Annotated in this window: 16 protein-coding genes and 2 pseudogenes; 17 read left to right on the top strand and 1 reads right to left on the bottom strand. The window is 37.3% G+C overall.

Annotated elements, in window-relative coordinates; genetic code table 11:
* Nucleotides 1-84 precede the first annotated feature (84 nt).
* On the top strand, nucleotides 85-699 hold the full coding sequence (locus G529_RS0112700; RefSeq protein WP_026915886.1) for a hypothetical protein: 615 nt from the start codon (nucleotides 85-87) through the stop codon (nucleotides 697-699).
* Between the two features lie 60 nt (nucleotides 700-759).
* Here the strand turns inward: G529_RS0112700 and G529_RS15915 are convergent.
* Nucleotides 760-1719, bottom strand: a pseudogene (locus G529_RS15915) (IS110 family transposase); the annotation flags it as partial.
* Between the two features lie 481 nt (nucleotides 1720-2200).
* On the opposite strand from G529_RS15915, the pseudogene G529_RS16740 reads away from it, so the two are divergent.
* The 16 genes and pseudogenes from G529_RS16740 (at nucleotide 2201) to G529_RS0112605 (ending at nucleotide 15432) form a co-directional block, all read left to right on the top strand.
* A pseudogene (locus G529_RS16740) lies at nucleotides 2201-3268 on the top strand (serine hydrolase domain-containing protein).
* Nucleotides 3269-3653: 385 nt separating this feature from the next.
* On the top strand, nucleotides 3654-4007 hold the full coding sequence (locus tag G529_RS0112685) for a hypothetical protein (protein WP_157514657.1): 354 nt from the start codon (nucleotides 3654-3656) through the stop codon (nucleotides 4005-4007).
* Between the two features lie 97 nt (nucleotides 4008-4104).
* Entirely contained in the window at nucleotides 4105-4773 is a 669-nt protein-coding gene (locus G529_RS15905; RefSeq protein WP_051201448.1) for a hypothetical protein, read from the top strand.
* 193 nt (nucleotides 4774-4966) lie between these two features.
* Nucleotides 4967-6265 carry a hypothetical protein gene (locus G529_RS0112675; RefSeq protein ID WP_157514655.1) on the top strand — a complete coding sequence of 433 codons (1299 nt, stop codon included), beginning with the start codon at nucleotides 4967-4969 and terminating at the stop codon, nucleotides 6263-6265.
* Nucleotides 6266-6362: 97 nt separating this feature from the next.
* On the top strand, nucleotides 6363-6944 hold the full coding sequence (locus G529_RS0112670) for a carboxypeptidase-like regulatory domain-containing protein (RefSeq protein ID WP_026915883.1): 582 nt from the start codon (nucleotides 6363-6365) through the stop codon (nucleotides 6942-6944).
* Nucleotides 6944-7384 (top strand): hypothetical protein, encoded by a 441-nt coding sequence (locus tag G529_RS0112665; protein WP_026915882.1) that lies wholly within the window; start codon nucleotides 6944-6946, stop codon nucleotides 7382-7384. The genes G529_RS0112670 and G529_RS0112665 overlap by 1 nt, the downstream gene beginning before the upstream one ends.
* A gap of 419 nt (nucleotides 7385-7803) precedes the next feature.
* Nucleotides 7804-8457 (top strand): DUF6624 domain-containing protein, encoded by a 654-nt coding sequence (locus G529_RS15900; protein WP_157514653.1) that lies wholly within the window; start codon nucleotides 7804-7806, stop codon nucleotides 8455-8457.
* A 111-nt stretch (nucleotides 8458-8568) separates the two neighbouring features.
* The gene (locus tag G529_RS0112655) at nucleotides 8569-9603 is read left to right on the top strand and encodes a serine hydrolase domain-containing protein (protein ID WP_026915881.1); all 1035 of its coding nucleotides are present in this window, start codon (nucleotides 8569-8571) and stop codon (nucleotides 9601-9603) included.
* A gap of 329 nt (nucleotides 9604-9932) precedes the next feature.
* Nucleotides 9933-10262 (top strand): hypothetical protein, encoded by a 330-nt coding sequence (locus G529_RS0112650; protein WP_026915880.1) that lies wholly within the window; start codon nucleotides 9933-9935, stop codon nucleotides 10260-10262.
* Nucleotides 10263-10353: 91 nt separating this feature from the next.
* On the top strand, nucleotides 10354-10881 hold the full coding sequence (locus tag G529_RS0112645; protein ID WP_157514651.1) for a hypothetical protein: 528 nt from the start codon (nucleotides 10354-10356) through the stop codon (nucleotides 10879-10881).
* 70 nt (nucleotides 10882-10951) lie between these two features.
* Entirely contained in the window at nucleotides 10952-11686 is a 735-nt protein-coding gene (locus tag G529_RS0112640) for a flavodoxin family protein (protein ID WP_026915878.1), read from the top strand.
* 288 nt (nucleotides 11687-11974) lie between these two features.
* The gene (locus G529_RS0112630) at nucleotides 11975-12625 is read left to right on the top strand and encodes an ATP-binding cassette domain-containing protein (RefSeq protein WP_026915876.1); all 651 of its coding nucleotides are present in this window, start codon (nucleotides 11975-11977) and stop codon (nucleotides 12623-12625) included.
* 76 nt (nucleotides 12626-12701) lie between these two features.
* Nucleotides 12702-13454, top strand: coding sequence for a class I SAM-dependent methyltransferase (locus G529_RS0112625; RefSeq protein ID WP_026915875.1), 753 nt, complete (start codon nucleotides 12702-12704; stop codon nucleotides 13452-13454).
* Nucleotides 13455-13506: 52 nt separating this feature from the next.
* Complete coding sequence (locus G529_RS0112620; RefSeq protein WP_084509788.1) at nucleotides 13507-14445, top strand: M23 family metallopeptidase; 939 nt, start codon at nucleotides 13507-13509, stop codon at nucleotides 14443-14445.
* Between the two features lie 58 nt (nucleotides 14446-14503).
* Nucleotides 14504-14731 (top strand): PLDc N-terminal domain-containing protein, encoded by a 228-nt coding sequence (locus G529_RS16860; protein WP_035696114.1) that lies wholly within the window; start codon nucleotides 14504-14506, stop codon nucleotides 14729-14731.
* A gap of 131 nt (nucleotides 14732-14862) precedes the next feature.
* A complete protein-coding gene (locus tag G529_RS0112605; protein ID WP_026915872.1) occupies nucleotides 14863-15432 on the top strand; it encodes a PepSY domain-containing protein in 570 nt (189 codons plus the stop codon).
* Nucleotide 15433 lies beyond the last annotated feature (1 nt).

The raw sequence follows: 15433 nt of genomic DNA, 5'->3' as shown, positions 1-15433 counted from the left end.
ATACAAAGCCGACAACTCCGCGTCCCAACTCCCGCAACTGGCGATAGCCGAGACCGTTGTGCTTTATTTTTCAAAAAAAAATAGATGAAGAAATTTATAACTATTTTACATTGGACTTTTTACTCGCTCTTATTTATTTCCTTGATACTAATAATCGCTTATTTTGGATTGGAGATCATTAAAAATGGATTGCTTATTGGTTACACTTTCATATATATAATTCTTCCATTAATTATCCTAAGTTTATTATTCTTGCTCCTATATAATTTCTATATTTTTGGATTTATATATGGGATTAAACAGTCAAGTATAAAAATATTAACATTAATATTCTGCTTTTTTATCGGTAAACATTTGAGAAGTAATTTCGAATATAGAAATAATAAAATGTTAGTAGAGATTCAGAATCGAACTTCTGAAGGAATCGCTAATATTAAAATAATTGGAAGAAATGCTAAATCAGAAATTGACACACTTGCACCTAATGAAAAAAGGACTGTTATATTTAGAGGGAAGAAAATTGTTAGGGATATTGAAAATGATTATGAAAATGAGATAGAACTTTTATTTTACCATAAAAATAAATGGAGAGAAAAAGGCATTTTTAAAGGATTCAACAGGTGGAGACATATATCAAATGATCTATCAATTCATATATATAACTCTGACTCAATTTCGGTATTTCAAATAAAGAAATAAAAATACTACGAAAAACAAAGCACAACAAAGAACTAAGGTAAAATCCAAGTTCTTTGAAGCTAATTTCTGCATATAATTTTCCTGGTAAAAGCTTCCTGATTTGGCGATGGCAAATGCCTGCTTCAGGAGCTTATTACAAACCGCTATTAGTGCCAGTTTCTTACTCTTACCTTTCTCGACTATGCGCTCATAAATTTCCCTGAAGGCCTTGTTGTTTCTACAAGCAGTAAAGCTGCACATGAATAGTAGATTCCGAAGCTTTCGATTGCCTACCTTACTTATCCGGCTACGTCCCCTTACACTGGTTCCTGACTGTCTGATCGTTGGAGTAAGTCCGGTAAAACAACATAGCTGTCTAGCATTCTCAAAACTGCTGAATCCATTTGTGAGAACTATTAGGAGCATCGCCGTTTTCTTTCCCACTCCCGGAATACTAGTCAATTGCTCCAGTTGCTCTTCCTGGGTTGTTCTGACTAAGGATTCCAGCTTTGTTTCTAGCTGAGCCAGTTCCTTCTCCAGTTGCTCCAACATACGCACAAGGGAGCGACTTACAGTCTTTGAAGGTGTACCAAGAGCTTTCTCTCCCTGTATCTTATTCTTCACCGCAGTGCGTTGTTTCAAATAAAGATCCTGAAGACTGAGCAGCTGCAGACATTCCGCCTGAACAGCATTCCTGGCCGTATACAATGGAACTTTTGTAGCCTGTGCATATTCACAGATCGCCTTAGCATCGCTCTTATCGGTCTTGATCTTGGAGAGTTTCATCTGAATAAAGCGCTTCACCGAAAGTGGATTCACAACCGACACCGTTATACCTTTCTCATATAAATACTGAGCTAATCTGTAGTGATAGTAGCCAGTGGCTTCCATAACTACCAGGCTGTCTCTTTAAATGAACTTCAGTAGGCCTTTAAAGCCTTTTACATCATTAGAGAATTGATCATGCTTTCCATCTTGATCTACTACATCAAAGAATGATTTACTAATGTCCACTCCACAAAAATGTTTAATTTTATCCATAAGAGAATGATTGGAAAGAACAGCTACTTTGGTTTTCATCGACTTAAAAACGAGATCCAGGTCTCACAGAACTAAACGAAATTCAAGTAGTAAAGAGAGGGGATTATCATTGTTGACGGAATTACGAGTTCCCACGGTTCGTTTAATCTTATTCCTCTCTTTGGTTCTTTCTGATTAACTATCAAAATTTAAAAAAATTAAACTTAAGACGGTTAATCGCCAATATACGGCACCGTTAGTAAGAAAATAATTAACTGTACTTTCCTAAAATCTCGCTCAGTTTAAGGCATGATTTAAATAATCACGGTTAAACCAAAAGAGGTTTCTTGAAGAACTACTATTCTATAAAATTGAAAACAACATATTTACGGAATTCTATATCTTGTAAATCAAGAATTGATGAGCACTTATAAGTCATAGGAATTCATTGATTGAAAATTTCAAACTGTTGTTAGCACAAAAAATGGAATAAAAACTAACCATGAGAAGCATCCTGAAAACTATACTCCTTGGATTTGTTGTTTTTTCAGTATTTAGTTGCAATCGCTATAGACCTTCCCGGAATACAGGTCCAGAGGAAATAGTCGAACAATTTGCTACCCACTTTTTAGATGATGACCGGATTCATTCTGTTTCCATCGCTATTTACTATAATGGAAAAGAATCAACCTTTCATTTTGGAGAACAAAACCCAGGCAGCAACAATCCTCCAACCGACTCTACACTCTATGAACTGGCTTCAGTAACCAAAACTTTTACCGGTACCATGGTTGCAAAGGCAGTTCTAGATGGTAAAATATCGCTTGATGATGATATTCGTAAATATTTGCCGGAAGAATATCCCAACCTTCAATACGATGGAGAATGAATTACCATTAAAGATCTGATCACTCACACAGGTGGTTTTCCAAATTTCCCACCGGCGGATGAAAGCAAGAAAGCATTCTGGAATGGATTGCATCAAATAGAAATTACTTCGAAACCTGGAACAGAATTTCATTATTCGAATCCTGCGCCTGAAATTACTGCATACATTCTTGAAAAAACTTATGGAATTCCCTACCAAAAACTTATCGAGCAATATATCTTAATGCCAAACGAAATGACAAATACCAGGTTTGTCCTCAATCCAAACGACCAAACTCTCTTAATACAGGGTTACAATGGAGAGAAGGAACCGCAGGAACATTATCAAAACAATCTTTGGGGCGGGATCGCCGGACTTCACTCAAACACAAGAGACTTAATTAAATATATAAGATATCACTTGAACGATTCCATCCCTGAAGTTCGAGAATCTCATAAGAACTTTTTCTCAACTCCTTATGATTTTGATATTGGATACCATTGGAATATCGTTGAAATTGAAGATGAAGTATGTTATCGTCATCACGGCGGAATTTGGGGAATGCAGAATTGGCTTATGATCTTTCCAGAGTCTGATTTTGGAATCGCCGTACTGTCCAATGCTAGTTTTGATGGTGGATTGCTATCAAAAGGAATAGATGATAAGCTGGAAGACTTAGCTTTGGATATAAAAGGGAAATAGTAGCCAACTAAAACTTATTACAGGATTTTACCCATTATTGGAATTCATTGCAAAATCTGAATTGATTGATTTAAAAGATTTACTAAACGATTACTATTCAACTTTTGTTTAAGCGGGCTTATTACGCGCAATGCATGTTAGTGCGATTCAACAGAAAGTTGCAATAATTGACTTTTTATAAGAGGCCGTAAGTAGCAAAATTGCCGAAGCTTCAATTTGCATTCTTACTGAAGAAAATCTTATACAGGACGATGTTGTTTTTAATGAACTCTTCGGAAAGTTTTATAGATTTAATGTATAATCACCTGGTAATTACATATATTTAACCTAACTGAAGTATTCAACTGCTATAGTTAAAAGACCTCCTAATTCTAAACAATCAACAATGAAAACTAAATTTGTAGTTCTTATCATGTTATTTTTCACTGTGAGCAGCATGCATGCCCAGGAACAGAAATCCGATCTAAAAAAACCATATGCGGTTACAGAACTTAAATTCCAGACCAAGAAATTCAAGGAATTAACAGAATTCGAGTGGAGTTCGCTCGACAGCATTTTTATAAATAATTCTCCAGACACAGAAATTGATCTTATTTTCGAAATAAATCGAAAACTCCGTTTAAACACTACAGAAGTGGATAATATCAAATTTGTGGTTTCCGGAAAAACATCTGAACTTGATTCCTTAAAAATAAGAGCTCAGAAATTGATCTTAAAACTTCAGGAAAATCTGCATTGATCTAAAACGACAGCTTCATTTTAGCTATTTTCAGTTGATAAAATTCTCAGATTCCTTCTTTGTTGTCAAATAACTAGTACCATTTAAAAAGCATTCTATGAAAAATGTGATTCTTGCTTTATTGCTATTTCCGCTAATTCTTCAGGCACAAACAGAAACTATCGAGAATTTGACAATCGAGGGAAAACAGATTACGGCTGAAACCGCCATGATCGATGTAACGCTGAACAGTGGGGCAAAGACCGAGGAAATGCAACTGCTATATGACTTTGAGAATATAAACAAATATGAATTTACTTTCGATGGCGAGTCTATTAAAGGACGTTACTATGTTTTACGAATGAAAGAATTTCTGGATGGAAAATTGATCGAAACCAGCAGTCTTTTTGACGAACGTGGAAACAAAATGTTTAAGATCGACTCCAGCAGCACTTCTTTTAAATTGATTAGCAAAATCGATCAGGGTGATCTTAAGATCTGGCTAAGGGGTCAACAATTTGGCAGCAAGCAATCTCACTTTGCACTTACCAATGACAATGGCAGGTATGTCGCCAAAGATTTCTTCGGAAGTAAAAAAAAGCTTGAAGAAGATATCAATAAACCATTTCATTTAATGGCCATCATCACTCCCAACAGAAATCCTGATGGCTCTGGTTCTTATTGTCGGGTTGCACAATCTGAAATTGCTCCGGAATTATTCGGTACAACTTTCAATATTCCGCATTATTACCTGATCGAGATTGAGTTTTTTGACGCAAATCAATAAATTAATTTGAAAACTTAGGCAACCTATTAATTTTCGAAATTTTAAACCTAAGGGTTAGTATATCAAAAGATTAACTTCTTAACACCAATTACGTATTCAGAAATAATTACTAAGGCGTAACTGTCTGTGTATGCTAAGGTTTGCAGATATCACTGGATTTTTTACATTTGAGGCAAATCAAAAAACTACTACAATGCATCACAAATTTTGCCTGTCTCTGCTTTTAGCAATGGCAGTTCTATTTTCCTCCTGCACTTCAGATGACAGTGCTCCATCAATCGATTATTCTATCAAATCTGACGATTATTTAAAAATTCTGAGTCAGTATGACAACGGCTGGATCAAAGAAGCAAAACATGTAGAGGCAGAAGGTCTGCCTATACATGAAGTTACCTACCATGAAAATGGATTCATCAAATCGGCGAAGGTATATAACTTCTATCAGGACCGGGAATTATATATGGAGGTGAGAAGAGATGAACAAAACCGACCGCTATGGTCTAAATACTATACTCCCGAGGGCGATGTATGGTTCGAAACGGCGTATGAAAATGGTTTGGTTTCAGAAAAAATCGTCTACAGCGAACGGGGAACTTCAACACATACTTATACCAATGGAGAGGTCACTTCCATTGAATTTGTAAGTTCGAATGGCGTGGATAAAAGCATTACTACCTATGACCTGGAAACAGGTACAAAAACCCTAAAGATCATCGAAAATTCGGAAGTGATTCTCGAAGAGGAATTCCATGGTCAGGATGATTTTGGTTCGGGTATTCTAACAAGTAACCACGCTCCAAAGGCCAATCCTTTCGATGATCCTCAAAACGGCTACTTAGCTACAGGAACATCTTTTAACCATAGTCCAATCTGGCAATTCGATGCAGACCCTAAAGATGATGTCATCGCTTACAGAAAGTATGCAGAAATGAACCCAAGCCACTCCAAGTTTGCTGTGCAGCATGCGGTAAATTTTGAGATGTATCAGTCTATTATCGAACAGTACCCTTATACCGAAGATCAGGTTTTAATCGTTGGATATAAAGAATCTGAAGGGCGGGCAGGACTAATAGACGTTAGCAGAGACGAAAAGCTGGCTATTGATGCTGAAAGGCTTGAAAACCCTGAATTATTTGCACTTAAATATGGAGACCAGTATGTAGATAAAATACATTACGGAAAAAATCTTGTGGTGGTTGGTGCATTGCGTAATATGCCTACAGATGTAACAGCAGTAGATCAGGTGAATAAGATCGCAGAAAAGAGAATGAATGATATTTTAAGCGGTTCTAGCCTGGTAAGTGATGATGAAATGGAAATACTGCAAAAAGTATGGTTTGAGGTCAAATTATTTTCCACCTATAAAAACCAGAGAAATGGAATTGTGTTGGAATCTAATGATGATTATGAATCGGCTGCTCAGGATTTTATTGATGCCGAACCTGAGATCATTCAGTATGAATATAAAAAGTTTGAACACCTGGTACAGTAAGAATTTTGTAAATACCATGATCAAGCCATCCGTTATCGGATGGCTTTTTATTTTAATGGTTTTATTATTTTATATTAGAGCGTTATAACGAGTTCATATGGTCAAATTTTTCTTCCGAAGTAAATTCTTAAATGCTTTTTATGTCTTAATGCTAACTGCCGGTACAGTACATTCTCAGAATACCATCTCCGGAACCGTGCTTAGCGCTGAAGATTCTACTGCGATCACAGGTGCATCCATCTATTTTGATGGCACCAGTATTGGAGTATCTTCTGGCCAGGATGGAGATTTCAAAATTTCTTATCAGGATAATAATTCAGCACTTATTATTACCTCCCTTGGTTATGAAACGCTTGCCTTTGATCCTTCAGAAATAAAAAAGCTTGGATCAAATTCAGCCTTTTATCTACCCATAAAACGTGAAGAGCTGGAAACAGTGTATCTTGAAACCGATCCCTGGAGCAGGATGCGAAAACTTCAGCATTTTAAAAAAGAGTTTCTGGGAAGGAACTATGCCATGTATGACTGTAAGATCGTGAATGAAGACGTGATAAAGCTTAGATATTCGCCGTCTAAAAAAACGATGATCGCTACTGCAAATGAGCCAATAATCATCCACAACAATTATCTGGGCTATGCCATAAGGTACCAGCTTGCCGACTTTGAATTGGGTTTTTAATGAATAAGGGGTTGCTACTGCCCTATTCCACCTACTTTGCAGGTTCAGCCTACTTTCAACCACTACAGAAAAAAACAAGCAGAAAGGTGCTACGAAACAGGGATCGCAGCTATTACGGATCCTCTCTACATTTTATGCGCTCACTTTATAAACGCAAGCTGGATGAAAACAATTTCGCGATCTATCATAAACGTTTCCAGGTGCCAACCTATAAATTTTTCGATATTACCGAAGAAGGAAAAAATCGAAGAATAAGTTTACTTGCAGATGAGTTGAGCATTCTCTACGATAAGATAGAGCAGTCTGCCATTGTTGCAAAACATTCATTTACCATAGATCTATTTGGTAATCCTTCGCCCCCGGAAGCGATTCTACTGAAGGGAATCATGTCTGAAAAACGAATTTCAGAACTTCTTCCTCTGGACTATAAGATAAATTGAAAGTATCTTTGCTTATGAAAAATTTAGAAAATATCTCGATGTAGCTGGCATAAACCGATACTTGTTTCATGCGACGTTTGCTGTGTAGTTTTCAATAACACAATTTTTATATTGTACTGATCAAATTTCCGATACCGTAGGATCGTAAGTTTTGTACTTAAAACCGTAATAATGTATTCATTCGGCCATTTAAACGATAACTAATTAATGTAGAGTAAACCGTTATACCGATATTTCCGCTAAATGAGTTTTGATTTTAGGTTTTTCAGAAATACGGATTTAAAGTATTTATATACTTAAACTCTACAATTTAGACAGTTATGACTGAACTAACTATGCAAGGTGAAATTTTCGGAAAAAAGTCTGTAACAATTCCTTATCCTGATCGTTGTACTAGTATACCATCAAAATTATCATTCATGATCAAAATTATCGTAAGCCTTGCCATGCTGTTAGTAGGCAGTATCGCCAGTTCGCAGAATCAGTCACAAAGCATTCAATCACAACTGGACTCTGTCTGGAAAACCGACCAGGAAATTCGATTTAAGCTAATTCAGCTTCAGCAGGATGGGAAAATGAATTCAGATGAAGTGAAGGAACTGGCTCAGCAAATGAAAATGCAGGACTCATTAAATCTGAAAAAGGTTGAAATTATACTTCAGGACGGCTGGCCAGAAGATCTGAACATGCAGGGCAACCAGACCATATTCCTGGTGATCCAGCATGCCGATTTTCAAACTCAGCAAAAATATCTTCCGGTAATTGAAAAAGCGGTGCAGGACAACAAAACATTCCCAGCGAACCTGGCTCTTTTAAAAGATCGAATGGCTCTACGTGAAGGAAAGAAACAAATTTATGGTAGTCAGATCTTCATCGATTCTAAAACTGGTAAGAAATATGTACAGCCTCTCCAGGATCCAGAGAATGTTGACGAATTACGCGCAGAAGTTGGTTTACCCACTATGGAAACTTATTTGCAGCAGTCCTTTCAAATGAATTGGAGCTTAGATAACTACTACAAAGATCTGCCAGAAATTGAAAAACTACTGGAAGCAAGGAAGTCGGCAAAATAAAGTGAATAATACGAATAGAAGTAAACACTTGAAAACTTGAAATTTCATTCGGTCAATTCCAAAAGTCGTTTTAAGTTATCTTTGCAAGAACATTAAAAGATAACGCATCAAATGCCTGCTACAAAAAGTAAGATTATTATTCGCAGCATACTTTTAGCTGGTACTGTGATATCGCTTTTTTTTGTACCATGGATTTTAATCTGGGCCTGGATACTGCCTTTGCCAGATACCGTGCAGGAACAATTGCATGAGAGCATCGAGCATGGTTTAGACGGAAGCATTTTATATATTCAGCAGGGAGATCAAGCGGTAGAATTATATGCTGCAGGATGGCATGACCGGGACCGTATGATAAAAGCCTATCCCGAAGCTTATTTTAAAATTGCGAGTATTGGTAAACTGTATGATGCGGTGGCGATTACAAAACTGGTAGCTGAAGATCTTATAACTCTGGATAAAACCTTGCTTTACTATTTCCCCGAGTTGAAAGGACGCATAGAAAATGCTGAAAATATTACCATAAGAATGCTTGTACAGCACCGTAGTGGTATTCCAAATTTCACTAATACTACTGATTTCTGGATGTATCCTCCGCAAAATAGCGAGCAAACCCTGGACCTTTTCCTGGATAAACCGGCTGATTTCAAACCAGGATCAGATTATGCTTATTCAAACTCCAATTATTTTCTCCTGGGTCTTTTGATGGAGAAAGTGACCAGGAACTCGAAAGAAAAAGTAATCCAGGAAAGAATACTGAAACCTTTAAAGCTTGAAAACACCTATTTCAGTCTGGATGATATTGACCAGGATCAATTAATGAGCGGGTATTACGTTGGGGTTGAAGAGGATATTAAGTTAACCAATTACAATTCGATGATTGCTACCGCGCAGGATGTGGGCGTATTTATCAAGGCTTTGAATACAGGTGACTTACTTACTAAAAAAGAAACAGAAATATATTCTTCTATATATGTTTTTGATCATACTGGCTTGATTCCTGGGTATCAGAGTATTGCCCGGTATCATAAAGATAAAGACATGGTAGTGATCCTGTTCGCAAACACCTCCAATTTTGATGGCTATACCTGGAGTATTTTCGAGATTGTATATGACAGAATTATAAAGATCCTGAATAAGCGTGACTAAATCGTAAGAAGTCTTCAGAATCAATTTTATTTAAATACTTCAAATAAAATATCATTCAATAACCTGCTGCGCCTCTATCTCCAACGATTTGTAAACATCCAATTGCGTTGGTTTTGCAATGGTTTCATACAGGCTCTGTATTTCTCAAATTTCCACTATTTCTGAAATGATTTCTACTGAATGATCAAATTTGATCACTTTTTGTATTGATTTTAATGGAAACCGTGAAATATGTTCAGGTCGATTGAATTAATTTGATTCGGTCCATATCAAATAATTGTTTAACTTGAAGATCATTGAAAATGAATGTTTTACCAAATTTCCTTACAATGTCTGTAGAACGCGGTCCAAAAAGTTTACACGAGCATAATAGATCATTACTGCATTCGCAGAAACCAAAGTTCAAGGAAGATCTCCGGGACCCGATTAATAGTGATCGTTTACGAATTGATGGTGTAAAATTCAGAAATCACACTCCAGAAGAGCTTGAGCAGGTGCTTACTGATATCAAGTTAAATGCGGCGAGAGAACTGCAGCAGCAGTATAAACTCATGTCGCTTTCCATGGTCATTTCTGTACTTATCATGTTGTTCTTAAAATATAAACTGGATCAAAGATTCAGCATTGTGGAATCTGCAGCAACCGATCTATTGCACTAATCATCAGACCAGTTTCAAACAAGTAGTATTTATATAACCGTGTTTTCTGCTTTCTAAATCATATCTTACGACTATAAAAATGAAGAACATAATGAAAAAAATAGTATCCAGTTTATTGATTATTTTCAGTCTTGGTTTATATGCTCAGGAAAGTTCAGAAAAGCAACAACAGGAGAATTACCTGGATGAACTCATCGCAGATCTGGTTAAGAAGAATGAAATCACCGGCCATCCGGTCGTCATTTTGAATGAAAAACTGCTCACCTCCGAGGTTCTGGACACCCTCAGCATTTCAAGATTTGAAATAACCTCTTATGCCGTTCTAAAGAAAAATCAGGAAGATGTCGAAGATAAATTTGGAAAGCAGGGATCAAATGGTGTTCTCATAATCAAAACTAAATCTTACCAGGATACCGTAAACGATAAGGATTATCTGGCTAATGAGAACATTCTGTATCTAATTGATGGCGAGACCGCACATAGCTCTAAAGTAAGAAATTTGGATCCGGATAAGATCGCGAAAATTCATGTATTAAAAGATCAGGATTCCATCTCAAAATACACCAATAAAGACATAGAAGGTATCGTAAAAATTCAGCTTAAAGCAAGCGGTATTTGACATGTTATCCAGGTAACAATCCAAAACCACAGAACTTTTAGTTATTTACTAAAATGATAAATCTCAGACCATGGAAAAACCAGACTTCAATAATTTAAGTTGTATTTATATTAATTGTACCCTGAAGCGATCTCCAGCAGAAAGTCATACTTCAAAATTAATTGAACTTTCCGCAGAGATCATGAAACGCGAAAAGGTAAAGGTGGAAGAGATCAGGTTCATCGATCATGATATTGCCACCGGTGTCTATCCAGATATGAAAGAACATGGCTGGGAGAATGATGAATGGCCGGCTATTTATGACAAGATCATGGCCGCAGATATCCTAGTTATTGGAACTCCCATCTGGCTGGGCGAGAAATCGTCTATTGCCACGAAACTTATTGAAAGATTGTACGGCATGAGCGGAGTTCAAAATGAGAAGGGACAGTACATTTTTTATGGCAAGGTTGGTGGCACGCTCATTACTGGTAATGAGGACGGGATCAAACACTGCGCGATGGGAATCCTGTACTCCCTGCAACATGTAGGTTTTAGCATTCCACCACAGGCAGATGCTGGTTGGATTGGCGAAGTAGGCCCAGGTCCCAGCTATGGCGATACTAAATGGAAGGGAGAAAAACTTGACCCTCCAGCGGGTTTTGATTCTAATTTCACCAATAAGAATACCACTTTCATGACCTACAATCTCATGCACTTAGCATCCAGCCTGAAAAATCAACAAGGTTATCCTGCCTTCGGAAATTCTGCTGAAGGTTGGGAGGATGGTGAACGCTGGAACTTTGAAAATCCGGAATACCGATAATTTAATTTGAAAAGCTTTTTATGAGGATCTTTTTGAACTTTTTGCTCTTTCAAAGAAATATCATCTTCACTGCTTTACCTATTTCCATTATAATAGCTGCATTAACTGCGGAAAGTTCAAATTTCGGGTTCTTTTATATGCTTAGCAGCCTCTTGATTCATATTAGCGTGTATAGCATCAAAGCTCCTGAAGAATTATATTTTTATCTAAATAATGGGATTACCAAACTTCATCTTTTTCTTAGCACCCTTTTTGTTTCAATATTCATGATCTTAATCTCACAGCTCCTTGAGTAAACTTCAACTGGATAGTGTACAGAAAACATATGATGGAAATAAGATCCTAAATGATGTTTACCTGCAGTGTTCAACCGGGGAAGTGGTTGGTTTGCTGGGAAGAAACGGAAGCGGAAAATCGACCTTATTGAAGATCATTTTTGGCACTTTGGATGCAGATAGTCGGTTTCTAAAAATAGATGACCGGGTTTTTAGAGAGTCAAAAATTGTTAGTGATATTAAATATTTGCCTCAGGACAGCTTTCTAATTCAGAGTATCAACGTAAAGAATACCATCAAACTATTTCTTAGCAGAAGATGTAGCAGAATTGTTCTGGATTTACCTTTAATACGTCCACTATTAAGTGAGCGCGTTGGTCATCTTAGTTTGGGGCAGAAAAGAACCTTGGAAGTCTTGCTCCTACTTTACTCAGAATCCAGATTTCTACTGCTGGACGAACCTTTTAATGGGCTCAGTCCTACCAGCAGAGAAGTGATATCACAACTTATCCAGGATAGAAAGAAGCATAAAGGCATCATTATAACAGATCATGACTATCGCAATGTAATTTCTCTTTCAGATAGGATTATGTTGATGGACCATGGAAACCTTCGGGAGATCCACGATCCGGATCATTTAGCACATTACGGTTATCTTACCTGAAATTTTCAATAGCCTGGCATTTCTACATTTTAATTTCACAATAGCTCTCAAATCCTTATTTTAGAAAAAAGAACCAATGACATCTCGTTTCCATCTCTTCCTGATATTCTTATTTACTTTGACCCTGACCGCATGTGGACAGTCAGAAAAGAAACCGAAGGAAACGCAGAACTATACTTTTAAGAACGGCGACCCAAACGGCATTGGAAAATGGTATATGGGCAGAGAGATCGCACAGGTCATGGGCTACCAGGGCATCAACTGGCTGGAAAGATCTGAACGTGAAAAAGAAGAAAATACGAGTCAGTTACTCAAAAACATGAACATTCAGCCTGGTGATACAATTGCCGATGTTGGTGCGGGCAGTGGTTATCATGTGTTTAAGATGGCCAGACTTGCTAAAGATGGTTTTGTTTATGCCATAGACATACAACCGGAAATGCTTCAGGCGATATCAAAAAAACAGCTGGAGCAACAGGTAGATAATATTCAAACCGTACAGGGTTCAGAAAAAAGTATCAACTTAAAAGCGAATTCGGTATCCAAAATTTTGCTGGTGGATGTCTATCATGAATTTAATTTTCCGAAGGAAATGATCGAATCCATGCATGATGCCTTGACTGCAGATGGTAAAATTTATTTGATCGAGTATAAAGCAGAAGATCCTGAGATTCCCATCAAAAGGATACATAAAATGACTGAAAAGCAAGCCATTAATGAATTCGAGGCTTCTGGTTTTAAATTTGTAACGAATATTGAAAATTTACCATGGCAACATTGCCTCATCTTTACAAAAAAAATGAATGAGTTTCATCCTCTTAACGAATGACTTCTATAATTGCGACCATTTATCATCCTGCCACTAGAAAATTGATATTTTAATGACCTTTAAACACCTGTTTTTAAGTACAATAGTAAGTTTGATGTTGTACGCGCCCAATTTAAATGCTCAGCTACCGGATGTCGAGATCATGCACGAGCGCAGAGGTGACAAAAGTATCTCCTTCACTTACCGCAAAAATAAACCCGGAACTTATTATCTGAATTTAGAATTTCCAGACCTTAAAAATGCGAATCATGGCGACTATCAGCAGATCCTGGATCATGATTTTGGCAATCTAACTGTATTGCGTCCAATCAACCGGGAAGAAGAAGTTGGCTATTCGTATACGTTTTCCTACATACGTGGAGTGCCGAATCCTGAAGTACACACCACATTCAAATATCTTTTACCAATAAAGCCTTCACAAACGGCCAGAATTGTTGAAACTACCCAACAGAATGCGATTACTGCTCAGTCCACATCTGTGACCAACTGGATCTCCTACATTATAACGAAAGGAGAAAGTTTTTCCGTACATGCAATGAGAAAAGGTGTGGTGGTGGAAGTAAGTGACGCTACCAAGGATAGTCTTTCTCCTGATCATCGAAACAGTATTATGATCGAGCATATAGATGGAACCTATGCGAACTACCAGGGTGTTAAAGCAATGCAGGTCGCTCCCGGAGAGAAAGTCTTTCCAGGCCAGCATCTTGGAAATGCACAGAGCTTCGGAAACCAGAAGTATCGTCTTGATTTTTACATTAATTACATCTATAGTGAGAAGTTTGAAGGCAATCGCAAGAATGCGCTCAAAAATGACGAAGCAAACTTTAAATTCCTGAAGCCCGTATTTTATACTGAAAATTATACCGGAACCATCGATTCTGGTAAAGAATACATAATGGAGGTGACCGAGGAGGTCTTTACACAGGATTTTTCCCGCAGGGATCTAAGAAAATTCAGGAAAGATCCGCAGCAATTTAACTGGTCAAATTAATCAGCCTTCTTATATTAGAACCAGATAAGCATATAAAATTGGATTTAATATAAATGTTATGTGGAGTATCATGGTCATTTTAATAAGTATTCTAGTACTAGTGCTGTGGATATGGGCCCTGGTTGATATTTCAAAAACCAGCTTTGATTCCGCTGCAATGCAGGTGCTGCTCATTCTTATGGTCCTTTTATTTCCGGTAATTGGTCCGCTTGTTTATTTCCAGTTCAAACGAAGATTTACAGAACCTGGACGAAAGTTTGCGCCCGCATTTAAAAGCAGAAACTAGTTAGATGTGTTGCATTTCTTCCCTGTTATAATTTCTTCGGAAGAACCCGTATTTGGACAGAATGGTAATACTGAGGAAAATGATGGTTTTATGAAACATTTTCCTATTTTCGTGGGAAGCTGAAGCTCCCTATGAACAAACAGAAATCTCGAATAAAGCAGGCCCGCACTTTAAGAATTTTCAGAAAGATTCATCGCAGTATGGGAGCGTTCTTATTCATTTTCTTCTTTGTGGTATCAACATCCGGAATACTGCTGGGAGCCAAAAAAAATTCTAATGGATTTATCCTCCCGGAAACAACGAGCGGTACTACTTCCAACTTTAATCAATGGAAATCTGTAGCTCAACTTGAACTAATCGCACGCAAAACATTACGAGATTCTGTTGCTTCCAGTTTATCTACTGAGATAGACAGGATAGATATTCGAAAGGAAAAAGGCATCGTAAAGTTTCTCTTCAAAGAGCATATCTATGAAATTCAACTGGATGGAGCTACTGGCAATGTGCTAAGTATTGGCCAGAGAAGGTCAGACGTGATTGAAAATATCCATGATGGTTCCATTGTAGACGATTATCTGGACACTGGTGGCTACTTTAAACTCATCTATTCTGTAAGCATGGGCATCGCTTTGCTCCTATTTACCATCACTGGCTTTTGGCTCTGGTATGGTCCCAAAAAACTTCGGAAGTCCGGAAGGTGAA

Origin of the sequence: Christiangramia portivictoriae DSM 23547 (assembly GCF_000423045.1) — a bacterium.
Lineage (GTDB): Bacteria > Bacteroidota > Bacteroidia > Flavobacteriales > Flavobacteriaceae > Christiangramia > Christiangramia portivictoriae.
This window is presented reverse-complemented; position numbering and strand designations above follow the sequence as displayed.

Excerpts from the sequence above, each read along its gene's own strand:
- G529_RS0112605 (WP_026915872.1), top strand. The coding sequence starts at position 14,863 with ATGAACAAACAGAAATCTCGAATAAAGCAGGCCCGCACTTTAAGAATT.
- G529_RS0112620 (WP_084509788.1), top strand. The coding sequence starts at position 13,507 with ATGACCTTTAAACACCTGTTTTTAAGTACAATAGTAAGTTTGATGTTG.
- G529_RS0112650 (WP_026915880.1), top strand. The coding sequence starts at position 9,933 with ATGTCTGTAGAACGCGGTCCAAAAAGTTTACACGAGCATAATAGATCA.
- G529_RS0112670 (WP_026915883.1), top strand. The coding sequence starts at position 6,363 with ATGGTCAAATTTTTCTTCCGAAGTAAATTCTTAAATGCTTTTTATGTC.
- G529_RS15905 (WP_051201448.1), top strand. The coding sequence starts at position 4,105 with ATGAAAAATGTGATTCTTGCTTTATTGCTATTTCCGCTAATTCTTCAG.
- G529_RS0112665 (WP_026915882.1), top strand. The coding sequence starts at position 6,944 with ATGAATAAGGGGTTGCTACTGCCCTATTCCACCTACTTTGCAGGTTCA.
- G529_RS0112645 (WP_157514651.1), top strand. The coding sequence starts at position 10,354 with ATGAAAAAAATAGTATCCAGTTTATTGATTATTTTCAGTCTTGGTTTA.
- G529_RS16860 (WP_035696114.1), top strand. The coding sequence starts at position 14,504 with ATGTGGAGTATCATGGTCATTTTAATAAGTATTCTAGTACTAGTGCTG.
- G529_RS0112625 (WP_026915875.1), top strand. The coding sequence starts at position 12,702 with ATGACATCTCGTTTCCATCTCTTCCTGATATTCTTATTTACTTTGACC.
- G529_RS0112655 (WP_026915881.1), top strand. The coding sequence starts at position 8,569 with ATGCCTGCTACAAAAAGTAAGATTATTATTCGCAGCATACTTTTAGCT.
- G529_RS0112640 (WP_026915878.1), top strand. The coding sequence starts at position 10,952 with ATGGAAAAACCAGACTTCAATAATTTAAGTTGTATTTATATTAATTGT.
- G529_RS15900 (WP_157514653.1), top strand. The coding sequence starts at position 7,804 with ATGATCAAAATTATCGTAAGCCTTGCCATGCTGTTAGTAGGCAGTATC.
- G529_RS0112685 (WP_157514657.1), top strand. The coding sequence starts at position 3,654 with ATGAAAACTAAATTTGTAGTTCTTATCATGTTATTTTTCACTGTGAGC.
- G529_RS0112675 (WP_157514655.1), top strand. The coding sequence starts at position 4,967 with ATGCATCACAAATTTTGCCTGTCTCTGCTTTTAGCAATGGCAGTTCTA.
- G529_RS0112700 (WP_026915886.1), top strand. The coding sequence starts at position 85 with ATGAAGAAATTTATAACTATTTTACATTGGACTTTTTACTCGCTCTTA.